This is a genomic window from Variovorax sp. 160MFSha2.1, assembly GCF_048305075.1.
In the GTDB taxonomy this organism is placed as follows: Bacteria; Pseudomonadota; Gammaproteobacteria; order Burkholderiales; family Burkholderiaceae_C; genus Variovorax; species Variovorax guangxiensis.
Genome location: NZ_CP157624.1, coordinates 5,021,764 through 5,044,702, shown reverse-complemented (window position 1 = coordinate 5,044,702; position 22,939 = coordinate 5,021,764). Strand labels below are relative to the sequence as shown.

Annotated in this window: 17 protein-coding genes and 1 pseudogene; 9 read left to right on the top strand and 9 right to left on the bottom strand. The window is 67.2% G+C overall.

The window, feature by feature from the left end:
- Positions 1 to 11: 11 nt before the first annotated feature.
- The 3 genes and pseudogenes from ABL838_RS22870 to ABL838_RS22860 form a co-directional block, all read right to left on the bottom strand.
- On the bottom strand, positions 12 to 887 hold the full coding sequence (locus ABL838_RS22870; RefSeq protein WP_418122058.1) for an OmpA family protein: 876 nt from the start codon (positions 885 to 887) through the stop codon (positions 12 to 14).
- A 37-nt stretch (positions 888 to 924) separates the two neighbouring features.
- On the bottom strand, positions 925 to 4,338 hold the full coding sequence (locus ABL838_RS22865) for a beta strand repeat-containing protein (protein ID WP_418125898.1): 3,414 nt from the start codon (positions 4,336 to 4,338) through the stop codon (positions 925 to 927).
- Positions 4,339 to 4,407: 69 nt separating this feature from the next.
- A pseudogene (locus ABL838_RS22860) lies at positions 4,408 to 5,163 on the bottom strand (ESPR-type extended signal peptide-containing protein); the annotation flags it as partial.
- Positions 5,164 to 5,603: 440 nt separating this feature from the next.
- Here ABL838_RS22860 and ABL838_RS22855 point away from each other — a divergent pair.
- The 6 genes from ABL838_RS22855 (at position 5,604) to ABL838_RS22830 (ending at position 13,174) form a co-directional block, all read left to right on the top strand.
- Entirely contained in the window at positions 5,604 to 6,449 is an 846-nt protein-coding gene (locus ABL838_RS22855) for a PASTA domain-containing protein (RefSeq protein ID WP_418122057.1), read from the top strand.
- A gap of 174 nt (positions 6,450 to 6,623) precedes the next feature.
- The gene (locus ABL838_RS22850; RefSeq protein ID WP_418122055.1) at positions 6,624 to 7,583 is read left to right on the top strand and encodes a DUF72 domain-containing protein; all 960 of its coding nucleotides are present in this window, start codon (positions 6,624 to 6,626) and stop codon (positions 7,581 to 7,583) included.
- Between the two features lie 205 nt (positions 7,584 to 7,788).
- Positions 7,789 to 8,841: a hypothetical protein gene (locus ABL838_RS22845; RefSeq protein WP_418122053.1), complete on the top strand. Its 1,053-nt coding sequence runs from the start codon at positions 7,789 to 7,791 to the stop codon at positions 8,839 to 8,841.
- A gap of 61 nt (positions 8,842 to 8,902) precedes the next feature.
- Positions 8,903 to 10,768, top strand: a complete 1,866-nt coding sequence (locus ABL838_RS22840) for a DUF1963 domain-containing protein (protein WP_418122052.1) — start codon at positions 8,903 to 8,905, stop codon at positions 10,766 to 10,768.
- Positions 10,769 to 10,932: 164 nt separating this feature from the next.
- Positions 10,933 to 11,898 (top strand): glycosyltransferase family 2 protein, encoded by a 966-nt coding sequence (locus ABL838_RS22835; protein ID WP_418122050.1) that lies wholly within the window; start codon positions 10,933 to 10,935, stop codon positions 11,896 to 11,898.
- 10 nt (positions 11,899 to 11,908) lie between these two features.
- Entirely contained in the window at positions 11,909 to 13,174 is a 1,266-nt protein-coding gene (locus ABL838_RS22830) for a TCR/Tet family MFS transporter (protein WP_418122048.1), read from the top strand.
- A 19-nt stretch (positions 13,175 to 13,193) separates the two neighbouring features.
- On the opposite strand, the gene ABL838_RS22825 is transcribed toward ABL838_RS22830, so the two are convergent.
- Positions 13,194 to 13,886 carry an SMI1/KNR4 family protein gene (locus tag ABL838_RS22825; RefSeq protein WP_184642723.1) on the bottom strand — a complete coding sequence of 231 codons (693 nt, stop codon included), beginning with the start codon at positions 13,884 to 13,886 and terminating at the stop codon, positions 13,194 to 13,196.
- A gap of 287 nt (positions 13,887 to 14,173) precedes the next feature.
- On the opposite strand from ABL838_RS22825, the gene ABL838_RS22820 reads away from it, so the two are divergent.
- Entirely contained in the window at positions 14,174 to 14,560 is a 387-nt protein-coding gene (locus ABL838_RS22820; RefSeq protein ID WP_184642743.1) for a tripartite tricarboxylate transporter TctB family protein, read from the top strand.
- Between the two features lie 16 nt (positions 14,561 to 14,576).
- Positions 14,577 to 16,103: a tripartite tricarboxylate transporter permease gene (locus tag ABL838_RS22815; protein WP_184642724.1), complete on the top strand. Its 1,527-nt coding sequence runs from the start codon at positions 14,577 to 14,579 to the stop codon at positions 16,101 to 16,103.
- 109 nt (positions 16,104 to 16,212) lie between these two features.
- Here the strand turns inward: ABL838_RS22815 and ABL838_RS22810 are convergent, their stop codons facing one another.
- Entirely contained in the window at positions 16,213 to 17,118 is a 906-nt protein-coding gene (locus tag ABL838_RS22810; protein WP_418122046.1) for an AraC family transcriptional regulator, read from the bottom strand.
- 115 nt (positions 17,119 to 17,233) lie between these two features.
- Here ABL838_RS22810 and ABL838_RS22805 point away from each other — a divergent pair, with 115 nt between their 5' ends.
- Positions 17,234 to 17,983, top strand: coding sequence for an SDR family oxidoreductase (locus ABL838_RS22805; RefSeq protein WP_418122045.1), 750 nt, complete (start codon positions 17,234 to 17,236; stop codon positions 17,981 to 17,983).
- 28 nt (positions 17,984 to 18,011) lie between these two features.
- Here the strand turns inward: ABL838_RS22805 and ABL838_RS22800 are convergent, their stop codons facing one another.
- The 4 genes from ABL838_RS22800 to ABL838_RS22785 all read right to left on the bottom strand — a co-directional run bounded on the left by ABL838_RS22800 (position 18,012) and on the right by ABL838_RS22785 (position 22,938).
- Positions 18,012 to 18,440 (bottom strand): hypothetical protein, encoded by a 429-nt coding sequence (locus tag ABL838_RS22800; RefSeq protein ID WP_418122044.1) that lies wholly within the window; start codon positions 18,438 to 18,440, stop codon positions 18,012 to 18,014.
- 125 nt (positions 18,441 to 18,565) lie between these two features.
- Positions 18,566 to 19,918: an MFS family transporter gene (locus ABL838_RS22795; protein ID WP_126023498.1), complete on the bottom strand. Its 1,353-nt coding sequence runs from the start codon at positions 19,916 to 19,918 to the stop codon at positions 18,566 to 18,568.
- 204 nt (positions 19,919 to 20,122) lie between these two features.
- The gene (locus tag ABL838_RS22790; protein ID WP_184642728.1) at positions 20,123 to 20,749 is read right to left on the bottom strand and encodes a response regulator transcription factor; all 627 of its coding nucleotides are present in this window, start codon (positions 20,747 to 20,749) and stop codon (positions 20,123 to 20,125) included.
- Entirely contained in the window at positions 20,746 to 22,938 is a 2,193-nt protein-coding gene (locus tag ABL838_RS22785) for a sensor histidine kinase (RefSeq protein WP_184642729.1), read from the bottom strand. Before ABL838_RS22785 ends, ABL838_RS22790 begins: the two co-directional genes overlap by 4 nt.
- Between the last annotated feature and the right edge of the window lies 1 nt (position 22,939).

Genomic DNA, 22,939 nt, shown 5'->3' with positions numbered 1-22,939 from the left:
GGCTCTCGTCATCACCGCACGAACACCTCGATCTCCACGCGCCGGTTCGGCGCGAGGCAGTCGATCAGCTCGGCCCGCTTCGCCGTCTGCGCGCATTGCACCTTCGGCTCCGACTCGCCCTTGCCCTGCACCTGGATGGCCTGCGCCGGCACGCCCGAGCGCACCAGGTAGTCGCGCACGGTCTCGGCGCGGGCCAGCGAGAGTGCCTGGTTGTATGCGGTGGTGCCGAGCCGGTCGGTGTGACCGGTGATCCTGATCGACTCCACGGGGCCGGCGCTGCCCCTGATGTCGCCCGCCAGTTCGTCGAGCCTGCGCCGTCCTTCGGGCAGCAGGTCGGACAGCGAGCGGCCGTCGAAGCGGAACAGGCCGTCGGCGCCGAGCGTGGTCCTCGTGGCGGCAGCGGCCGGCCGGGCGGCTACGGGCGTGGCCGCCGCGCGCGTCGGGCGCAGCAGGTCGGCGCAGCCCGGGCCTTTCCAGTACATGCCGTTGGTCAGCACGTCCGCGTTGAAGCGCACCATGTACTGGCAGCTGATGTACTCCGGCCCCGCACCGGTGCGGAAGTGGAAGATGTAGTTCCACTCGCGCACGCCGCCCAGCCCTTCGCTGAAGTGCGGGAAGCCCAGCAGTTCGCGGACCTGGTCCTTGCCCATGCCGGTGCGCATGGTGCGCACGGCATCGAGGCTGGGGAACGCACCCTGCTTCCACTTGGCCGAGTCCGGGGAGGGGAACTCGTCGTCCTTCGGCGGCGCCGGGTTTTCCGAAGCGGCGCGGGCCTGCATCTCGGGCGTGACGGTGTAGCTCGGGCTGGCGCAGCCGCCGGCCAGCAATGCCGCCATGCAGAGCGCGGAAACAGCGCAGGGGGTCCTGAAGCGGGAGAGCTTGTTCATGATGGGGTTCGTCCGGTTCATCTGTATCGCTTTCCCTTCAGTTGAAGACCCATTCCGCGCCGACGGTGGCGCCCACGCCGGCGCGGCTGGTGGCCACGCCGCCGGTGATGCTCCAGGCGTTGTTCTCCGCGGTGCGGCGGAAGCTCACGCCCACCGCGCTCTGGCCCTTGAAGGAGCCCGCGCCGATGCGCATGACCGTCTTGCCCGGCACGTAGCTGCCGGGCATCTGCAGCGCCATGGCGGCGGCGACGCCGGCATAGGCGTTCTTCTCGACACCGTCGAGGCGGTCGCCCAGGGCGTTGATGCGGTTGTTCAGGCCGGCGCTGGTCGCGTTGAGCTGGTTGACGTTGACCGCGTCGGTGCCCGCCACGCCCGGTGCCACGTTGTGCACCGTGACCGGGCCGGTGGCGTTGCTGCCGCCCATGGTCACGCTGTTGTAGTTGGTCGTGCCGTCGGCGTTGGTGTCGTACTTGACCGTCGACTGATCGATCACCGCCACCTGGCCCTGCACGCCCCGCAGCTGCGACACGTTGACCGCATCGCTGTCGGCCGTGCCCGCGGCCACGCCGGTGATCTGGCGGAACTGGCCGCTGGCGGCATTGCCCACCGACACGGCCGCCAGCGTGCTCGTGGTCGCACCGATGGCGATGCGCTGCGCGTCGGTCGCGGTGGGCGGCACGTAGCCGGCCACGCCCGCCGCCGTCGAAGCCACCGAGCCCGCGCCCAGCGCCACGCCGCCTGCCTGCGTCACGCTGGTGCCGGCGCCCAGCGCCACGCCCTGCACCGCGGCGGCCGAAGACTGCGTGCCCAGCGCGATCGAGTCGGCCAGGTGCGAGGTCGAGCCCTGGCCGATCGCGATGCCGCCGGGCGCGCTCTGCTGCACCACGGCACCGTTGCCGATGCCCACTCCGTTGTTGCCGTTGACCACCGTCTGCGGGCCGACCGCGACGGATTCCGCGCCGATGGCCAGCGAGTCGGCCGCCGTGGAGTTGGCGTGGAAGTACTGGATCGGCGTGACCGCGAAGGACTGCAGCGCGCCGCTGAGCTGGCGCACCGTCACAGCATCTTGCGCCTGCGTGCCGTCGGCGACGTTGGTGATCTGGCGGTAGGTGGTCGCGCTGCCGACGGAGAGGGCGCCCAGCAGCGTGCGGTCGGTCGTGTTGAACGGGATCAGGGAACTGCCCGCCGGGATGTTGCCGGTGCTGCCCGCGACCGTGCGGTCGGAAACGGAGCCCGAGCCTAGTGCGACCCCGTTGTCGACGGTGGCGCTCGCATCCTTGCCCACGGCGACAGCGTCGGCACCCGTGGCGCCGTTGTTGTTTTCGTTGCCACCCCCGGTGGACTGGACGCTGAAGTACCTGATCTTGTTGGCCGTGACCGTGCTGCTCAGGTTCTCGATCGACTGGTTGGTGGCGAAGAGCTGCGAGCCGTTGATCGCGTCGGTCGAGGTGCCGGAGATCCTGCCGGCCGCCACATTGGTGATCGTGCGTTCGCCGCCGAACGTGCCGACGCTGACCGTGCCCACCGGCGCGATGCCCTGGAAGTTGTAGGCCTTGCCGTCGATCGTCGTGCCCGGTGTTGCCACCGCCGTCGCAGTGACAGAGCCCGCGCCCAGCGCCACGCTGTTGGCGGTGCCGGCCGTGGCGCCCAGGCCCATGGCCACGCTCGAGGCACCAGCGGCTGTCGCGTTCTTGCCTGATGCGATGGCGTCGGCACCTGTCGCACCGTCGTTGGCTTCGTTGCCCCCACCGGTGGAGTTGACGTGGTAGTACCTGGTCTTGCTACCAGCCACCGTGGAGGTCAGCTGGTCGATGTTCACGGCATCGGTGCCTGCCACGCCGGGCGCCACATTGGTGATCACCTTGCCGCCCGCGTTGATGCCAGTCAGCGTCACGCTCGGACCGCCCACGATGGTCAGGCCGTTGTTGTCGATCTTCGTGTTGCCGGTGGTCACCGAATTGAAGGTCGGATCCGGCACCACGTCGACCCTGATCTGGTTGCCCGTGCGTGTGACAGTCGTATTGCTGCCGTTGGCGAAATCCGCGGTCCCGCCCGGCGCGATGTTCTGCGGCGCGCCGCCGTTGGCGCTCAGGTTCCAGCCCTTGCCCGCCGTCGTTGCCACGTCGGCGATCGCTGAGTTGGTGGCGGCCAGCTGCGAGCCGTTGATCGCATCGGTCGACGTGCCGGAAATCCTGCCGGCCGCCACGTTGGTGATCGTGCGTTCGGAGCCCACCGCGCCGACGCTGACCGTGCTCGTTGGCGTAGTGCCCTGGAAGATATACGGCGTGCCGTTGATCGTTATGCCTGGCGTTCCCACCGCAGTCGCCGTTACCGAGCCTGAGCCCAGTGCCACGTCGCCGGCATTGTTCGCCACCGCCGTGTCGCCGAACGCGACCGCGCCCGCAGCCAGCGCCTTGCTGGTGCTGCCGATGGCCACGCTGCCCTGGCCGACTACGGTGTTCTGGTAGCCGATGCCGACCGCGCCCTGTGCCGGCGTGCCAGGTACGCTCACATCCTGGCCGCCGCCGCCGACCTTGTTGGTATTACCCATCGCCACGGAGCCGTTGCCGGTGGCGGTGTTGTCCAGGCCGTTCGCAATCGCGCCGTTGCCGGTGGCGGTGTTCGGGTCGCCGATTGCAACGGCGCCATTGCCGCTGGCAACATTGCCGGAGCCGATGGCCACCGCCTTGCCGCCGGTGGCCCTGGAACTGTTGCCGATCGCGACTGCATCGGCCGAATCGGCGACGGTGCTGTTGCCCATCGCGATTGCGTTGATTGCCGAGGCCTTGGCGCTGTTACCGATTGCGACTGCTTGGTCGGCGGACGCAGCGGCGAGTGCGCCCAGGGCGGTGGCGTTCTGACCGCTTGCCGCCGAGCCAAATCCGATGGAAGTTGCGCGGGTCAGGGTTGCGGCGGCGTTGTTGCCCATCGCCACGGCACCATCGGCGGCGGCGCTGGCTCCCGACCCCGCCGCGACCGAGCCGATTCCGGCCGACACGGCCTGATTGCCCATGGCCAGCGAGAAGTCCGCCGAAGCGTTGGCGAGATTGCCGAGCGCCGCCGAGCTGATTCCTGTTGCGTTGGCCAGCGTGCCTACGGCGACGGCATTCTCGGCTGCCGCGTGGGCCTGATAGCCGCCGGCGAACGCGAAGTTCGCGCTGGAGTTGGCGCCGACACCGACCGCGGTGGCATTCCCTCCCGTAACCGTGGCGAAAGTACCGAGTGCGGTGGCTCCGGCTGCGGTGGCCTGGGAGGCAGCGCCAAGTGCAACTGCATTGACATTGCTTGCGATCGTGCCGGATCCCAGTGCCATCGCGCCGCCGGCGCCCGAGGTCGCTGCATTGGGGCCGAGCGCCACCGAGGTTGCCGCATCCGCCTTGCTCTGGAAGCCGATCGCGGTCGCGTTGTCCTTGGAGGCCGTCACGTCCGTGCCGATGGCAACGGCCCCCACCGCTGTGGCCCCTGTTCCCGCAGCGGTGCGCGAGCCGATGTAAACCGAATTCAATTGGGTCGCGACCGACTGGAAGCCAACGGCGACGGCATTCTGGGCCGTCGCGGTGGCAGTGGTACCTTGAGCGACGGCATCCAATGCGGCCGCATTCGCTTGGTATCCCTGGGCGACGCTGCGCAGTCCGGTCGCTTTTGAGCTGGCGCCCAAAGAGATGGCGTTGTCCCCGCTGGCAATGGCGAGCAAGCCCGTTGCAACGGCATTGGCGCCGCTGGCAATGGCAACCGAGCCCGTTGCAATGGCATTGGCGCCGCTGGCGGTGACGTCCGTACCGATCCCGATGGCACCGCCTGCCGTAGCGCCTGTCGTGGGGGCGGTACGAGCGCCCAGATAGATAGAGTTGATGGCCGAGGAGTAGGCTTGGAAGCCCAGGGAGATGGAATTCTGTCCGGCGCTCAGGGAGGCATATCCCACTGAGAGTCCGCCGAGCAATTGGGCTTGTGCGCTAGCCCCGAGCGCGGTGGCCCCGATGCCTGACGCTGCGGAGCCAAGGCCCATGCAGGAGGCTGTGCTGTCGTAAGCGTTGTAGGGCGCCGGAGCACAAGTCACTGACTGTGCTTGCGCCAGCGAAGACCACCCGAGTCCACTCATCGCCAACAGCGCGGTCACGATCCCGTTGCGCAGATGCCCCGACGGAGGAGGGATGAGCGCGCTCCCTGCAGCCGCCGCCCGGCTCCCGCTGCGTTTTCCTCCAGCGGAAGTGATTTCAGACGCCGCTACCCAGGCGCCGAGGGATTCGTTCCACAACGAACGATAAGTCTTGTTCATGAGCCCCGTCCCATCCATTAAAAGATCGTTGAATAGCCAAGGCCATTCGGGCTCCCTGTGCAATTTCTAAATTATTTTCTGCAAACAAATCTTATGAAATGAATTGAAGGGGGTGCCTTTTAATGTCTCATTTTGGAGTCAATCGGTTGAATTTATTTGAATTTTAAATCAGGCCGAATGTCCAAATAGTAATATAAAGATACTCTTTGAATTATTTTGCTGTAGTTTTAAAAATCAGCTATTAAGGTATAGGTTGTAATCACATTTTTGACATGGATTGCGCTCGAAAATCTATTTGATTTTTTATTGAATTTGATATTTCCATGCCGGACGCGGTGTCCGGGGAAGCGCGCATGCCGCGACTCGTCGTGATAATCCCGGCCGGTCCCGAGTGGCAACGCCGCTTCGGAGCCTTCCCACCACTTCTCTCCATCCCCGTCATGTCTTCCCGCTTCTGCTTCCCCGCCATTGCTGCATCCGCCGCCCTCGCACTCGGCTTTGCGCCGAGCTTGCCGGCCGTGGCCCAAACGGGCGCACCGGCGCCGCGCGTGCAGTCCGACCTGAAGGACATCCGCATGCGGGCGATCACCAGCCTGCCCAAGGCGGGCGGCAGCGCCGACGACCGCAATAGCTGCTCATGGCGCGTGATCCAGCCGAAGTCGCCAGCGGCCAAATTGGTGGCCGCGCAGGGCTGGGCGGTGACCGCCGATGTGCCGATGGGTTCCTATCGCGCCGTCAGCTTCGCTGGCCAGATGGAAGCCGGAACCAGCGGCACCTGCACGATCACCCAGGGCAACGTGGCGGTGTTCGATGGCGACAGGCTGGTCGCGCTGGCCTACGGCAAGTCGCCCGAAGACCCCGCCATCGGCAACCTGACCGCGCTGGAAGGCGGCTCCGTGCGCGTGTGGGACGGCGACCTCATCGGCTCGCCGGTGGGCGACCTGCGCGTCGAGGCCGACGGCACCCTGCGCCTGGGCAAGCTGGCCGACGAGGAGTCGGTCTGCAAGGGCCGCGCCAAGGTGCCGAACGTCTACGGCATGCCGATCGACAAGGCGCGCAAGGTCCTGGCTGCCAGCGGATGGAATCCGGTGCGCGGCGGGGCCAGCAGCGAGTCCCGGCAGGCCGGGTTTGTCAAGCGCGGCATCGCCGAAGCCGAGTCCTGCGCGGGCACCGGCCTTGCCTATTGCGACTTCGGCTATTCCGGCCCGGCCGGCCGGCTGACCGTGACCACGGCGGGCGAGAAGAGCCTCCCGAACGTCGTCGGTTACGACGTCAACTGCCGCTGATGCAGATGAAGCCTGGCGCCGCGCACTGAAGCCAGGCCGGCGGGGCAGGGCGGGGCGGATTCAGGCAGGCGATGCCTGCGCACCTACACGGGTTGCCCGGCCGTTCCCACATTCGCCCGCATCGCGGCGCAAAAGCATCGACTCCGGATCGAGTACCGGCACCGGAGCACAGACTTGGCAACCCCGTCCACCCGAAGAACGCGCACGCGAGCGGCGAAAAAGCCGCATGGAGACATCCGCATCGGAATCTCCGGCTGGCGGTACGCGCCGTGGCGGGGCCGCTTCTATCCGGCCGGGCTGGCACAGCGCAACGAGCTTGCCTTCGCCTCGCGCATGCTGCCCAGCATCGAACTCAACGGATCGTTCTATTCGCTGCAGCGCCCCGAGTCGTACGAGACATGGCGCGACCAGACGCCCGACGGCTTCGTGTTCGCGGTCAAGGGCTCGCGCTACATCACGCACATGCTGCAGCTCAAGGACGTGCGCCCGGCGCTCGCCAACTTCTTCGCCTCGGGCGTGCTCACATTGGGCCGCAAGCTCGGCCCCATCCTCTGGCAGCTTCCTCCGCGCATGCGCTACGACGCCGAGCGCGTCGAAGGCTTTCTCTCGCTGCTGCCGCACGATGCCAAGGCCGCGTCGGCGCTGGCGCGCGAGCACGACGAGCGCATGAACGGGCGGTCCTCGATGAAGGCCGCGCGCGGCCTTCGCATCCGCCATGCCATCGAAGTGCGCAACCGCAGCTTTGCCGACCCCGATTTCATCGCCACGCTGCGCCGGCACGGCGTTGCCCTGGTGGTGGCCGACACCGCGGGCCGCTGGCCGATGCTCGAAGACATGACGGCGGACTTCGTCTACATCCGGCTGCACGAAGACAAGGAGCTCTACGCCAGCGGCTATGGCGACGCCGCACTCGACCGCTGGGCCGAGCGCATCGAAGCGTGGAGCCAGGGCCGCCAGGTCGGCGACGCCAGGCTTGCTTCGGATGTCGGTGCACGGCGGGGCCGGCACGATGTGTACTGCTACTTCGACAACGACACCAAGGTGCGCGCGCCCTACGACGCGGCGCACCTGGCGATGCGGCTGGGGCTTCCGACGGGCTTCGAGCCGCAAGAGAAAGCCCGCCACCGAAAATGAAGGAGCCCGGCCGGCTCTCGGCGTGAAGCAATCTTCTTCAACTACATTGCCCGCATGACCGCACTCATGCCGGGCGAAGCGCCCATCTACCTCGAAGCCGCGGCAAGCGGCGAATTCATCGAACTGCACGAACACGACAACCTGCTGCGCGTGCGCAGCGGCGGGCGCGGTTGAAGGTATTGCAAGGCCAGGTCTTTTCCGCCCGATGATCTTCGACCGCGACACCTACCGCCGCTTCTTCGACGGCTACTTCATCCGCGACTGCACCATCGGCTTCGAGGATGGCCGCCTTGGCTTCCTGCTGTTCGAGGAGCAGGAGGACAAGGACCATGACGAGCCGTTCAAGGTCCGGCTGCTCGCCGTCAAGCTGGCGAATCCGGTCGAGACGCGGTTCTTCACGCTGACCACCCATGCGCTGGGGCTGGGCTGCGATCTGTCCAGCGCCTGGGCGCCGGACCATTCGGAGTTCGTCTCGGTGGGCATCGGGCGGGAGACGCTGGCCTACAAGCCGAAAGTCCACAAGGGGCAGGAGGCGCGCATTCCGTTTCATGGCGCGGGCGAGCCGCATCCCGTTTCTGGACTCATGTACGACAGCATCGTGCTGCGTACCGCGCGCGCCGGCACCACGGTGTTCTCGGTCGGTGCGCCGTTCCGGGTGTTCGAGCGACTGGGCCCCGGGCAATGGCGCGAGCACATGGAAATCCCGCTGCCCGAGGGGCTTGGCAGCACGGAGCCGGACGTAGCGGACGACACCTTGTCGAACTCGGATTTCAACGATCTTGCCGGCCTGTCCGCGCAGGACCTGTACGTGGTCGGCTCGCGCGGCGCCGCCTGGCGACGGCATGAGGGGCTCTGGAGGCAGCTGCCCTTTCCCTCGACGCTGGATCTGAAGACTGTAGCCGTTGCGCCCGACGGCACGGCCTACGTCACCGACGAGCGCGGCCACGTATGGCAAGGGCGCGACGACAGCTGGCGTTGCCTGACTCCGAAGCCGCACAGCGAAAGCTTTCTCGACAGCGCCTGGTTCGCCGGCCGGCTCTGGTGCACCGGCAGCACGGGCGGCTGCTACGTGCTCCAGGGCAGCAGGATGGTGCTGGCCATGGATGCACGCCGGCAACCGATGCCCAAGGGCTGCTCGCTGGCATCGCGGCGGCTCGATGTGTCGCCGGATGGCCGCAGGATGCTGGTTGCCGGTTGGCACGGGGCGCTGGAGTTCGACGGCGAGCATTGGACGGCGCTGTTCGACGGCGAACCCTGAGCCCGGCCATCCATCGGCTGCCAGGCTCGCTTGCTCATCCCCCGGAAGAAGTCTCTCAACAATGTCCAGCAACAAGTTCCAGATCGGCAAGTGCGCATTCGAGTTCGCGCCGGATACCCAGGTCGTCTTCGAGGACGGCGGCATGTCCTTCGAACTGAAGGCGCGGCCCGTCGCCTTCGACAAGGCGCTGCACGCGCCGCCCTTCGACCCCGAGGGCTTCGACAACCCGGCGCCGGGGCAGGTTGCTCCTTCGTTCCGCTCCTCGACCTTTCACTTCCATGACAACCACGACACGCCGCACCGGTGCGTGCGCTACCTGAAGGATCAGCCGACGCACGGCTTCTATCTCTGGGAGAAGGGCTTCGACTTCGGCACGCGCTTCTTCGGCGAGATCGACCTGCGGCCCGACCGCATCGAAATGCACGGCCTGCTGCGGCACGACTACGAGACGGACGAGGAGGGCGTTGCGGTCGACGTGGTGTGGCACTGCACGCCGGGAGAGGTGGAACTGCGCGCGCACACCTACGGCAGCTTCGATGAGGCGATGGCTGCTCCGCCAGAGCGCGTGCGGCGGTTGATCATCAGCCATTGGGATGCCGTGTGGCGCGAGGAACTGCTGCGCTTCACGCAGCTCGAGTTCCTGTCGATGGAAGACCAGTGGACGGGCAACCCCGAGAAGGCCGTCACGGCCTTGCCCGAATCCCTTTGCACGCTGACGCGCCTGCGCGAACTGCATCTGCGCAGCCGCCATATCGCCCGTCTTCCCGAGAACCTCGGGGCGCTCGAATCGCTGGAAGTGCTTTCGCTCCAGTACTGCCAGATCGAGACATTGCCCGACAGCATCGGCGAGCTCGTGCATCTGCAACGACTGCTGCTGGACGGGAACCAGCTCAAGACATTACCTGAATCAGTAGGCCACCTGCCGGCCCTCCAGCTGCTGAGCATCAACCGCAATCCCTTCGAGTCGCTGCCGGCTTCGCTGCGGAACATCGCGAAGGTCAATATCGAGAGGAAGACCGAAGCGCTCTTCCGTGACATCCGCTATCGCCCCGACGTGGAGGTGAAGATCGACCGCGAGGCTTTCATGGCACGCAACAGCCCGCGGCATGTGGCGCTATTGAGCGATGCGCTGGCACGTCACGATCTCAAGGCCTACGAAGGGCCGCTTCGGCGCCACGCGCGCCAGGCGCTGCGCCTGTGCACCACGGAGCGTGAGAACTATGCGATCCCGGGCGGCACGCGCATCGGCGGCAGGCCGGACCTGCCGCCCGGCATCGACTACCCGGCCACCGACGGAAAGCTCTGGCGCTTCTACGCGCAGATCGATCTTGCAGAAATCGCCGGGCTTCAGTCGTGGCTACCGCGCACCGGCCGCCTCTACTTCTTCGGCGAGGGCCAGGAGGAGGGCGACGGTGTGCGCGTGTTGCATTCGAATGCTTCTGCCGCCGAGCTGCAGCCCTATGCATGGCCGGAGGGCGCGGAGTTTGCCGATGGTTCCGACGTGAGCGACGCTCATGAAGGCTACAAGGTCCGCATCGACGCCACCGTGTCGCTGCCGAACCTCTACAACGCCGGAGGAGGTCGCCTGAGCGGTGAAGACGCCTCGCTGCTCGAGATCGACAGGGACGACAAGCTGCAGGAAGCGTATTGGGCGCTCGAAGCCGAACTCGCCGGCGATGGCGAGCGCAGGAACGGCGCACACCTGATGAACGCACACGTCTTCACACAGCACGAGAACCCGCAGGAGCAGGCCTCGCGCGAAAGGGGCGGCCTGCCGCAGGAGTGGATCAACCTGCTCACGCTCGATTCGGACAACAAGCCCGGCTTCTGCTTCTGGGATGCCGGCACCTTCACCTTCAGCATCCACGAGAAGGACCTGGCCCTGGGCGACTTCTCGCGCGTGCACTGGAGCCTGGAAAGCAGCTGAGTCCGCGTCGTTGGCGCGGACTAGAACTTTCGCAGTCCCGCTCGCGTTGTTCTTTCGCAATACCCGCATTCCGCCGTGCCGGATGAGGCGTCGGCACGCATTCCCATACCTAGAATCGCGCCGGTCCGGGCGTCCGCCCGGCTCCATCAACCGGAGAAGCCGCGATGTCCTTTTCGTTCGGTGCCGTCGTCGTCACGTACTTCCCCACCGACGGGCAACTGACGAATCTCCATAAGCTTTCGCGCTCGTGTCCGCGTCTGTGCGTGGTCGACAACACGCCGGAGCCGGGCGACTGGCATGGCGCACTCGCCGATGCGGGAATCACCGTGCTGCACAACGGCAACCGTGGCGGCATCGCGGGCGCATTCAACTGCGGTATCACCGAGCTCGAAGCGCAACGCGTCGAACTCTTCTTCCTGCTCGACCAGGATTCGGTGCTGCCCGCTGGCTACTTCGACGCAATGTGCCAGGCGGCGGAGACGGCACAGGGAAAGGCTTCCGGTGAAGGCAAGCAAGCCGCTGCCTTCCTGATCGGCCCGCTCGTCCACGACACCAACCTCGACGCGCTGATCCCGCAATTCGGCCTGCAGGGCAGGCGCGTCTACCAGCTCGACCTGCGCAAGCCCTTCACCGAGCCGCTGGCGCGCTGCGCCTTCCTGATCTCCTCGGGCTCGCTGATCTCGCGCGGGGCCTGGGCCAAGGTCGGGCGCTTCGACGAGCGCTACGTGATCGACCACGTCGACACCGACTACTGCATGCGCGCCCTGCGCAGCGAGGTGCCGCTCTATCTCAATACGCAGGTGGTGCTGCGGCACCAGATCGGCGACCTCGAGGCGAAGTCGCTGTTCGGCTGGAAGATCTACGTCATCAACTATCCGGCCGTGCGGCGCTACTACATCTCGCGCAATGCACTCGACCTCTCGCTGGCGCACATGCGTGCCTTTCCGGCGATCCTGTTCATCAACGTCTACACGCTCAAGCAGATCCTGCCCATGCTGATCTTCGAGCGCGACCGGCTCAGGAAGAGCATCGCGCTGCTGGTCGGCTGCATCGACGGCCTGCTCGGCAGGCTCGGTGGCATCCGCGAGGTTCGCCCGCGCGTGGGCAGGTACCTGAGCCGCAGCGGTTGAGGTTGCAGCGATGAGTCCGACCCTCCAGGCACCGCGCGTGCGCCGCGCCGCGCTCGCCTTCATCTTCGTCACGGTGCTGATCGACTTCCTCGCGTTCGGCCTGATCCTTCCAGGCCTGCCGCATCTGGTGGAGCGGCTGGCCGGCGGCAGCGCCGCGACCGCGGCGTACTGGATCGCGGTGTTCGGCACGGCGTTCGCGGCGATCCAGTTCGTGTGCTCACCGGTGCTGGGCGCGCTGTCCGATCGCTTCGGGCGGCGGCCTGTGATCCTGCTGTCATGCCTGGGCCTTGCCGTCGACTTCGTGTTCATGGCCCTTGCCGACAGCCTGCCGTGGCTCTTCATCGGCCGCGTGGTGTCGGGCGTGTTCTCGGCCAGCCTCACCACCGCCAATGCCTACATCGCCGACGTGACGGCGCCGGAAGAAAGAGCCAGGAGCTACGGCATCGTGGGCGCGGCCTTCGGCGTGGGGCTGGTGCTCGGTCCGGTGCTCGGCGGCCAGTTGAGCCACATCGATGCCCGCCTGCCGTTCTGGTTCGCGGCCGGCCTCACGATGCTCAACTTCTGCTACGGGTGGTTCGTGCTGCCCGAATCGCTGCCGCCAGAGCGGCGCAGCCTGAAGTTCGACTGGTCGCATGCCAACCCGGTCGGCTCGCTGATGCTGCTGAAGCGCTATCCGCAGGTGTTCGGCCTGGCGGCGGTGATCTTCCTGGTCAACCTCGCGCAGTACGTGTACCCGAGCGTGTTCGTGCTCTTCGCCGACTACCGCTTCCAGTGGAAGGAAGACACCGTGGGCTGGGTGCTCGGCCTGGTGGGCGTGCTGAGCGTGGTGGTCAACGCGCTGCTGATCGGGCCGGGCGTGAAGCGTTTCGGCGAGCGCGCGGCGCTGCTGTTCGGGCTGGGTTGCGGCGTGCTGGGCTTCGCGATCTGCGGCGTGGCCGATGCCGTGGCGGTCTTCATGCTCGCGCTGCCGTTGTGCACCTTGCTGGCCTTCGCGGGGCCGGCAGCGCAGGCGCTGGTCACGCGGCAGGTCGACGCGGCGCAGCAGGGGCGCATCCAGGGCGCGCTGACGAGCCTGGTGTCGGTGGCGGGCATCGTCGGGCCCGCGGCCTTCGCCGGCAGCTTCGGCTATTTCATCGGCGTGGACGCACCGGTGCAGCTGCCGGGCGCGCCGTTCTTCATTGCCGCACTGTTCCTGTGCGTGGGCATGCGGGTCGCATGGCGACGCACGCGGCCTGCGGTGGCGGCCGCCGGCGAAACGGCGACCGAGCCGACCTGAGGCCGCCGGGCGGGCCGCTTCAGCCCAAGAACTCGCCCTCGTCGAACTGGTGCTCCATGCGCCGCGTCGCCAGCGCGACATGGGCGGCGAGCATCTCGTCCAGGTCGATGCCGGCCAGCGCCTTCCGGCACAGCGGCTGGTAGCGCGCCACCCAGTCCTCTTCGCCCGCGTCGTGCTCGTAGACGACGTTGTGGAAGGCGCCGTTCCGGTCGAAGGCCAGCAGCGTGCGGTCTTCATAGCGGTGGTGCGCCCAGCCGAAGACCACGTAGTGCTCCGTCAGCGCTTCCTGCGAGGCCGGCTTCAGCCCGCCGAACTCCCGCCGGCTGCCGAAGGTGCACAGCGCTCCCATGAGGCTGGGCCAGGCGTCGTCGACGTCCGGGCTCTCGGCCCAGGAGAGCAATCTGTCGATGGAGAGCAGGTCGAGATGGCGCATGCGGTTCTCGGGCAGCAGCGAGAAGGCGCCCAGCGATTCATAGAGCGCCCTCAGCGGCTCGGGCAGGCGCATCCCGATGCGGGCCTCCAGGCGCTCGATGGCGTCAGGGGTCTCGGGGGCCTGGCGGACCGCCGAGAAGGCGTATCCGAAATCCTCGGCCGCGTCTTCGTCCTCGATCCGGGCGACCTGCCGGGCGAGTTCCTCGACCCTGGCTTCGTGGCGGTCGAGGGCGGCGGTGAAGCGGGGGAGGCGGTCGGTCAGGGAAGGAGCTGTCTGCATGGTCTGTGCGGCGGGGCGGGGCAGGGCGCCAGCCGTGCTGTTTGGGGCGCGGCGAGTATAGGTCGGCGGTCTCCGGGCGGCATCTGGGCAGTACTGGCCGCATGGCCCGTACGTAATTCCCCTTACGGTCCGGTCAGATTGCAATCAGTTTGGCGCCAGAGCATGCAGGGGTCCGGACTTCCGCCCGGATGGAGACGATCAGCCCCGGTTTGCCGGTGCCGGTGATTTCGAAACCCATCGCACAAGAAGAGATGAAAAACAGAACCCTTGTCAGAGGCTTGTTCCTCATGGCGATAGCGCTGGCCTTCGGCCTGACCTCGCTTCGCTACCCCATCGGAGACTTGAGCCGTGCCGGCCCCGGTTTGTTCCCCGCCATGATCAGCGCGATGCTGCTGGTGATCGCGGTTTCCACCGTGATCCGGTCGTTCTTCGTGGAGCGCGTGGCGCTGGAGTTCAACTTCAAGAACATCTCGCTGATCCTCGGCAGCCTCTGCGGCCTGGCGGTGATCTCCATGTACGTGAACATGATCGCCGGGATCATCTTCATGGTCTTCTGCTCGGGCTTCGCCGCGTCGTCCTACTCGGTCGTGCGCAACGTGAAGATCTCCGCCGGGCTGGTCGTCATGGCGCTGGCCCTGCAGAAGCTGCTCGGCCTGAACCTTCCGCTGTACTGAGGAAGGAACGAGCATCATGGAAGTCCTCAACAACCTCGCGTTCGGGTTCTCGCATGCTCTGACCATGCAGAACCTGTTGTTCTGTGCCATCGGCTGCACGGTGGGCACGCTCGTCGGCCTGCTGCCGGGCCTCGGCCCGCTGGCTACCATCAGCCTGCTGCTGCCGCTGACGTATTCCATTCCCACCACCGGCGCGCTCATCATGCTGGCCGGCATCTACTACGGCGCGCAGTACGGCGACAGCGTCAGCGCCATCACGATGAAGATCCCGCATGCGAGCAGCATCGTGGCCTGCATCGACGGCTATGCGATGACGCTCAAGGGCCAGACGGGGCTCGCGCTCTTCACCGCGGGCTTCTCCAGCTTCATCGGCGGCACGGTCGCCATCCTGGTGCTGTCGTTCCTCGCGCCCGTGCTCGGTGAAGTGGCCTTCCTGTTCGGGCCCGCCGACTACGTCGCGATGATGCTCGTGGGCTTCGTGTGCGTGAGCTTCGTGACCACCGGCAGCCTGCTCAACGGCCTGGCGATGTGCATGATCGGCGTGCTGCTCGGCACCATCGGCACCGACGTGAACAGCGGCATGCAGCGCTTCACGCTCGACCTGCCGTTCCTGGTCGACGGCGTTGGCATCGTGAGCATCGCGCTGGGCTGCTTCGGCATCGCCGAGATCACCAAGAACCTCGACTCGCGCGAGGAACGCTCGCCCTTCAACGGCAAGATCAACCTGATCCCGACCTGGGCCGAGTTCAAGCGGATCATTCCGAGCGCCCTGCGCGGCAGCGCGGTCGGCTCCTTCCTGGGCATCCTGCCCGGCGGCGGCCCCACCATCGCCCAGTTCGCCGCCTACGCGATCGACAAGAAGGTCAGCAAGTACAAGCACGAGATCGGCACCGGCTGCATCGAAGGCGTGGCCGGCCAGGCCGCTGCCGACGAAGCCGCCGCGCGCACCAGCTTCATTCCGCTGATGAGCATCGGCATCCCCGAGAACGCGGTCATGGCGCTGATGCTGGCCGCCTTCATCATCAAGGGCATCCAGCCCGGCCCGAACATGATCGGCAGCCACCCCGAACTCTTCTGGGGCCTGGTGGCCAGCATGTGGATCGGCAACGTGTTCCTGCTGGTGCTGAACGTGCCGCTGGTGCGCTACTGGCTGTCGGTGTTCAAGATTCCGTATGCGGTCCTGTTCCCGTCGATCCTGTTCTTCTGCTGCATCGGCACCTACAGCGTGAACAACAGCCTGGAGGACATCTTCATCACCGCCGCCTTCGGCTTCATGGGCTACATGTTCATGCGTCTTGAGCTCGACGCCGCGCCGCTGATGCTGGGCTTCATCCTCGGGCCGATGCTGGAGGAGAACTTCCGCCGCGCCATGCTGCTGAGCCGCGGCAGCTTCGGCATCTTCGCCACGCGCCCGATCAGCGCCACGCTGCTGAGCCTGGTCGGCGTGTTCATCGTGTGGCAGGTGGCTTCGTTCCTGATCAAGGTGCGCAAGAACAAGGGCGCGGCCCTGCCGCCGCAACCCGTGCCGGCGATGGAGGAATAACCACGCCTGCCGGCCGCTTCGGCGGCAAGCAATGAGAGACCTGTTCGCCGCGTTGCCCGCCTGGGTAACGCGGCGAACTGCTTTGAGGCGGCCCCGTTCGCGCGCACCGTCAGTGCATGCGCGCGAACTTCCCCGGCGGCTGCCCCACATGCCGGCTGAACGCCGTGCTGAAGGTGCTGGCCGAACCGTAGCCCACCCGCTCGGCCACTTCCGCGATCGCCAGCTCTTCGCGGCGCAGCAGCTGCTTGGCGAGGGCCATGCGCCATGAGAGCAGGTATTCCATCGGCGGCATGCCGACCGCGCGGCTGAAGCGGTCGAAGAAGGCGGAGCGCGATAGCGCGCTCTTGCGCGCCAGCTGTTCCACCGTCCAGCCGCGCGCGGGGTCGCCATGCATGTGGCGGAACGCGGCCGCGAGCCGCTTGTCCGCCAGGCCTCGCAGCAGGCCGGGCGGTGCCTCTTCGCCGGAGGTGGTGCGCAGGGATTCCACCAGCAGCACTTCCACGAGCCGGGTGAGCACCAGCTCGCGGCCCGGCCGACGGTCCAGCGATTCCTCGCGCACCATCTGGGTCAGCAGCGGCAGCTTCTGCGAGCCCCGCACATGCAGCACGGCGGGAAGCAGCGACACCAGCATCGCCGAATCGGGCGAGTCGAACTCGAAGTAGCCGCCCAGCATCCGCACCTCGGGCCGGCCGCCGCGCGTGCCGTGGCGTATTTCGCTGCCGCTCGTGTCCATGGCCGCCTTGCGCGCGTCGATGGGCACCGGCGTGCCGGGCTCCAGGCTCGTCATCGTGAAGCCGGGCGTGGTGGGCAGCAGCACGAAGTCTCCCGCGGTGAGCGTCAGCGTTTCCGCTCCATCGACCGACAGCAGGCAACTGCCTTCGAGCAGTGCGCAGAAGCTCGGCAGGCCGAACTGCGTGTAGCGCACGCCCCAGCGTCCGGCGCCGCTGATCACCTTCGAGAACACCGCCCGGGGCTTGAGCAGCGCGATCACCTGCGACAGCGGGTCGATGGCCATGGATGGACTTTCGCAAACAAATCGTGGATTGATGATTGTAGATAGTCCGGTAGGTCGAGCCTATCGTACGAGTTCCTTCCAACCGCTCGTTCACTTACCCACTCAGAGGACCACCATGAAGACTGTTCTGATCACCGGCTGCTCGTCCGGCTACGGCCTTGCCACTGCGCGCCATTTCCATGCTCAAGGCTGGAACGTCGTCGCGACCATGCGCAAGCCGCAAGACGGACTTTTCGAAGACTCCCCGCGCATGCGCGTGCTTGCGCTCGACGTGACGCGGCCCGAAAGCATCGTCGCCGCGCTGGACGCGGCAGGCCCTGTCGACGTGCTCGTCAACAACGCCGGCATCGGCCTGTTCGGTGCCTTCGAGGCCACGCCGATGGCGACGACGCGCGAGCTCTTCGAGACCAACACCTTCGGCGTGATGGCCATGACGCAGGCCGTGCTGCCCGCGTTCCGCGAGCGCCGCGGGGGCGTGGTCGTCAACGTCACGTCGAGCGCGACCCTTGCGCCCATGCCCCTGGTTGCGGCCTACACCGCCAGCAAGACGGCGATCGAGGGCTTCACGGCCTCGCTCGCTCACGAGCTGAGGGCATTCGATGTCGCCGTGAAGCTCGTCGAACCCGGCTACGCGCCCACGACGCGATTCACCGAGAACGGTGGCGAGCGGATGCAGGGCCTGATCACCGAGCCGTATGCGCCCCTTGCTCGGTCGATCTTCGGTACGCTGGCGCAGGCCACGCAATTGACGAAGGAGTTGGATGTCGCCGAGGCGGTCTGGCGCGCGGCGAACGATGCGACGGGGCAACTGCGATTTCCGGCGGGCGCCGACGCGGTCGCGCTGGCGCAGCGGGGCGCGGGTTGAGGCTGCCGGCCGGCGCCGGCCGCGAGCTTCAGCCTGCCGTTGCCGCAGTTGCGGTCGCAGGTGCAGGTGCAGGCGCAGATGCAATCGCAGCCGCGGTGGCCGGCAAGGCCTCGGGCTCGCACTGCAGCGCGCTGTCGGTGCCGGGGATGGGCGCGGTGAGGATCTGGGCCAGCCAGTGGTCGAGCGTGTCGTCCGGCGGTGCTGTGGGGCGATGCTCGCGGGCCGAGGGCTCCGCGGCGCCGGAGGCTCCGCGGGTGATGGGGCTCACCTCGTCGGGAAACCATCTGAAGATGCTGACCTGACTCTTGTAGCCATCACCCGAGCGCACGAAGAGAAATCCCTGCTGTGCGTTGCCTTCCGCGTCGACCGGGACACCGGCGGCCCGAAGGGCCGTGACCCTTGCGCCGGTTTCCATGTCGCGCGGCAGCTTCAAGGTGATGCTTGCGTTGTGGACCATCCGTCTCGCCATGTTCGTACCCTCATGCTTTCTTGCGGCTCGCTGACTCGAAAAGCTTTCCCAGGGGCCCGCGTTTTTTTGAGGGAGGCGCGGGCCTCCCGGAACTTCATTGCGGTAGCGCCTGCCTACTTGTCGTGATGCAGGTAGCTCGCCTGCTTCGGCAGCAGAAGGCTCACGGTGAAGGCCACGACCATCATGGCCGTCACGTACCAGTAGAAGTAGGACTCGTGCCCGATCGACTTCAGGCCCAGCGCCACGTACTCGGCGCTGCCGCCGAAGATCGCGTTGCCCACCGCGTACGACAGGCCCACGCCCAGTGCGCGGATCTCGGGCGGGAACATCTCCGCCTTCACGATGCCGCTGATCGAGGTGTAGAAGCTCACCACCGCCAGCGCGAGGGTGATGAGCGCACCTGCCACCAGCGGGCTGCCGACGTTCTGCAGGTTGCTCAGCACCGGCACCGTCATCAGCGCGCCCAGGGCGCCGAACAGCAGCATGTTGCTGCGGCGGCCGATGCGGTCCGACAGTGCGCCGAACAGCGGCTGCATGCACATGTAGATGAACAGGCAGGCCGTCATCACGTTGCTGGCGGTCTTGATCGACATGCCGGCGGAGTTCACCAGGTACTTCTGCATGTACGTGGTGAAGGTGTAGAAGATCAGCGAACCGCCGGCCGTGTAGCCGAGCACCACGAAGAAGGCGCGCTTGTGATGGGTGAAGAGCTCGCGCATCGTGCCCGCGCCCTTGGCGGCACGGGTCTTGTTGCTGGCCGTCTCGGTCAGCGTGCGGCGCAGCATCAGCGCCACCACGGCCGCAACGGCGCCGAGCACGAAGGGAATCCGCCAGCCCCAGGCCTTGAGCTCGGCTTCGTCGAGCACCTGCTGCAGCACCACCACGACCACCACCGCGAGCAGCTGGCCGCCGATCAGCGTGACGTACTGGAACGAGGAGAAGAAACCGCGCTGGCCGCGCATCGCCACTTCGCTCATGTAGGTGGCGGTGGTGCCGTATTCGCCACCCACCGACAGGCCCTGCAGCAGCCGCGCGAGCAGCAGCAGCGCCGGAGCGGCCGCGCCGATCTGCGCATAGGTGGGCAGGCAGGCGATGACCAGCGAACCCACGCACATCATGACCACCGAGGTCACCATCGAAGTCTTGCGGCCCTTGCGGTCGGCGATGCGGCCGAACAGCCAGCCGCCGATCGGGCGCATCAGGAAGCCGGCGGCGAACACGCCGGCGGTGTTCAGCAGCTGCACCGTGGGGTCGGACTTGGGGAAGAAGGCTGGCGCGAAATAGATGGCGCAGAAGGCGTAGACGTAGAAGTCGAACCACTCCACCAGGTTGCCGGACGAGGCGGCGAAGATGGCGAAGATGCGCTTGCGCTTTTCCTCGAAGGTGTAGGGCGTGTTGTTGTTGGCGGTGGCGGGTGCCGCGTCGGGGCTGGAAGCGCCGGCGGCCGCGCTTGCGATGGCGGTCATGAAAGGGGTCCTTGTCTCTGGCTGCGGCCCGCGGCGTTAAGAAGAAAAGGCACGCGGGGACCGTTGCGGCGAGTCTGTCCGGCCGCGGCAGCGCTGTCGTCCGTAACCGGCCGTTGGCCGTCTACGTATCGATACGCAAGGGTAAATACCTAGATTGGGGCCGCGACGGGCGTGCGCCGTCGGCGGTGGCCGGTGCCCGGCGAGCTACAGCGAGTGTTCCCGCAGGAACCGATCCAGCTGATGGCTGTTCGCCAGCCCCAGCTTCGCGAACACGTGCGCCCGGTGCGTTTCCACCGTGCGCTGCTCCAGCGGGGCGAGTTCCTGCGCGATCTGCTTGTTGGGCTTGCCCTCGGCGACCAGCCGGGCGACCTGCATCTCGCGCGGGGTGAGCTTGTCCCACAGCGCCTGTGCGGCCTGGCGGGCCTGGCGGCGGGTGGCGATCTCGCCGGCCTGTTGCAGGGCGCGGGCGATGGTGTCGAGCAGGCGCTCGTCGTTGCAGGGTTTCTCGAGCCAGCCGAAGGCGCCGTTCTGAACGGCCTCCACGGCCATGGGAATGTCGCCGTGGCCCGAGAGGAAGATGACCACGAGCGGGCTGTCCTGCGTGCGCAGCGTGTCGAACACCTGCAGGCCGCTCATGCCTTCCATGCGCAGGTCCATGATCACGCAGCCGGCGCGCTGCAGGTCGGTGCCTTCGAGGAAGGCTTCGCCCGAGGCGAAGGTCTGCACCGCGTAGCCGCGCGACAGCAGCAGCAGGCCGAGCGAGCGGCGCACGGCCTCGTCGTCGTCCACGATGCACAGGTTGTTGGCGGGAGCGGCGCTGTTGTGGGTCATGTCGGTGGCGATATTTCCAGCTCGAGGGTGAAGACTGTGCCACCGCCCGGACGGTCGGCAAAGGTGAGGCGACCCCTGTGCGCCTCGACGATGGTGCGGCAGATGTTCAGGCCCAGCCCCAGCCCGCCGGTCTTGGTGGTGAAGAAGGGCGAGAACACCTGCTCGGCCACGGCGGCGTCGATGCCCGGGCCGCGGTCGGCCACGTGGATGTGCATGCGTCCTTCCTTGAGCCCCGCCTCGATCTCTACCAGCCGCTGCTCGGGCGGTACGGCCTGCATGGCGTGCAGGCTGTTCGACAGCAGGTTGAGCAGCACCTGCTCGAGCAGCACGCGGTCGCCGCGCACCTCGGGCAGTCCGGGCGGAATGCGAAGCTCGGCGCGCGCCTGGCGCATGCGGATCTCGCCCTGCAGTAGCGCGATGGCGTTGCCGGCCAGCGCTGCCACCGAGCAGTCTTCCGTGCCCACGGTGCGCTGGCGCACGAAGCCGCGGATGCGCCGCACGATCTCGGCGCTGCGCTGCGCCTGCATCACGGCCTCGTCCAGGCTGCTCACCAGCAATTGCTGGTTGCCCTGCTCGGCGAAGGCCTTGGCGGCGCTGGCGAAGTTGCTCAGCGCCATCAGCGGCTGGTTGAGTTCGTGGGCCAGCGTGGAGGCCATCTCGCCCAGGCTCGCCAGGCGCTGGGCGTGCTGCAACTGCTCGTCGTTCTGGCGCTGGCGCAGCTCGGCGCGCTTCTGTTCGGTGATGTCCACCACCGAACTCATCCAGCCGGCGTGCTTGCCGTCGGCATCGATCAGCGCGGCGGTGTAGACCATGGTGATGACCTCGTGCCCGTCGCGGTGCCGCAGGCGCGACTCGAAGCCGGAGCGCACGGGCTGGCCGCTCATCATCGCGTCGTAGTGGCGCCAGTGCTGCGTCACGTCGTTCGGGTGCCAGTAGGGGTAGGGCGGCAGCTTGCCCAGCAGCTCGTCGGCGCCATAGCCGGTCATTTCGCAGAAGGCCGGGTTCACGTAGATGATGCGGCCTTCGAGGTCGCGGGCGCGCATGCCCACCAGCAGAGAGTCTTCCATCGCCTTGCGGAAGGCATGGGCCTCGTCGAGGTCGTGGGTGCGCTCGCGCACGCGCAGCTCCAGCACGCGGCGCGCGTCGCGCTGCTCGGCGAAGCGGCGTTCGCGCAGCTGCCAGTAGAGGCCGGCCAGCAGCAGCACGACGGCGCACAGCAGGCCCAGCATCCAGGCGCGCTCGCGGGCATTGGAGACTTCCGCGTGGTCGGTCATCACTGTCAGCGTCCAGCCGAGGTCGGGCAGGCGCTCGTCCACCGCGAGGTACTCGCGCGGGCGGCCGCCGATGTCGGTGCGCACCAGGTAGCCGAGCTGGCCTTCCTCGCGTTCCACCCTCCACGGCAGTGCCGTGAAGCTGGTGCGCGTGCCGTACTGCTGGTCGCGACGCATGCCTTCGAGCTCGGTGGCCTGCAGCGGACGCGATGACCGGTACATCCACGACGGTACCGAGCTCAGGAACACGACGCCGCGAGCGTCGGTCAGCAGGATGGGGTCGCGCACGAAGGTCCAGGTTTCCTGCACCTGGCGCAGGCTGACCTTGACCGTCACCACGCCCCGGATCTCTCCGCCTTCGCCGCGCACCGGCGAGGAGATGAAGAGCCCCGGCTCGCCGGTGGTCTGGCCCACGCCATAGAAAAGGCCGTTGCGCCCCGCGCGGGCGTCGATGAAGTAGGGCCGGTTGGCATACGACTGGCCGACGAAGCTCTGCGGCGTGTTCCAGTTGCTGGCTGCCAGCGTGAGGCCCTGCATGTCGATCAGGTAGAGCACGTCGGAACCGGCCTGCCGGTTCACCCGCTCGATGTAGAGATTGGCGCGCTGCTTGGCGGCAATGTCGTTGGGGCGGGCCAGCGCGGCCAGCACGTCGGGATGCAGGCCCGCGGTGAAGGGCAGGTAGCTGTACTTGCCGGCGGCGTCGCGCAGGCCGAGCACGTGCACTTCCATGGCGCGGCGGATCGAGTCGGCCTGGAAGCTCGCTTCGCGGTTCGCCGCCCATTGGCCCGCGAGGCCGATCAGCAGCAGGGCCAGCGTGCACGCGGCCATCCAGGCGATCGTGCTGCGATGCCGCCGGCGAGGGCGGGCCTGGGCGGTCGCCGACGCCGTATGCGTCGGATCGGGGGCGGGGGTGGACATG

Bases quoted from the DNA above. Each gene is read 5' to 3' on its own strand.
- ABL838_RS22815 (WP_184642724.1), top strand. From the start codon at position 14,577: ATGGAAGTCCTCAACAACCTCGCGTTCGGGTTCTCGCATGCTCTGACC.
- ABL838_RS22800 (WP_418122044.1), bottom strand. From the start codon at position 18,440: ATGGTCCACAACGCAAGCATCACCTTGAAGCTGCCGCGCGACATGGAA.
- ABL838_RS22785 (WP_184642729.1), bottom strand. From the start codon at position 22,938: ATGTCCACCCCCGCCCCCGATCCGACGCATACGGCGTCGGCGACCGCC.
- ABL838_RS22805 (WP_418122045.1), top strand. From the start codon at position 17,234: ATGAAGACTGTTCTGATCACCGGCTGCTCGTCCGGCTACGGCCTTGCC.
- ABL838_RS22790 (WP_184642728.1), bottom strand. From the start codon at position 20,749: ATGACCCACAACAGCGCCGCTCCCGCCAACAACCTGTGCATCGTGGAC.
- ABL838_RS22820 (WP_184642743.1), top strand. From the start codon at position 14,174: ATGGCGATAGCGCTGGCCTTCGGCCTGACCTCGCTTCGCTACCCCATC.
- ABL838_RS22810 (WP_418122046.1), bottom strand. From the start codon at position 17,118: ATGGCCATCGACCCGCTGTCGCAGGTGATCGCGCTGCTCAAGCCCCGG.
- ABL838_RS22825 (WP_184642723.1), bottom strand. From the start codon at position 13,886: ATGCAGACAGCTCCTTCCCTGACCGACCGCCTCCCCCGCTTCACCGCC.
- ABL838_RS22830 (WP_418122048.1), top strand. From the start codon at position 11,909: ATGAGTCCGACCCTCCAGGCACCGCGCGTGCGCCGCGCCGCGCTCGCC.
- ABL838_RS22795 (WP_126023498.1), bottom strand. From the start codon at position 19,918: ATGACCGCCATCGCAAGCGCGGCCGCCGGCGCTTCCAGCCCCGACGCG.
- ABL838_RS22835 (WP_418122050.1), top strand. From the start codon at position 10,933: ATGTCCTTTTCGTTCGGTGCCGTCGTCGTCACGTACTTCCCCACCGAC.
- ABL838_RS22855 (WP_418122057.1), top strand. From the start codon at position 5,604: ATGTCTTCCCGCTTCTGCTTCCCCGCCATTGCTGCATCCGCCGCCCTC.
- ABL838_RS22840 (WP_418122052.1), top strand. From the start codon at position 8,903: ATGTCCAGCAACAAGTTCCAGATCGGCAAGTGCGCATTCGAGTTCGCG.
- ABL838_RS22845 (WP_418122053.1), top strand. From the start codon at position 7,789: ATGATCTTCGACCGCGACACCTACCGCCGCTTCTTCGACGGCTACTTC.
- ABL838_RS22870 (WP_418122058.1), bottom strand. From the start codon at position 887: ATGAACAAGCTCTCCCGCTTCAGGACCCCCTGCGCTGTTTCCGCGCTC.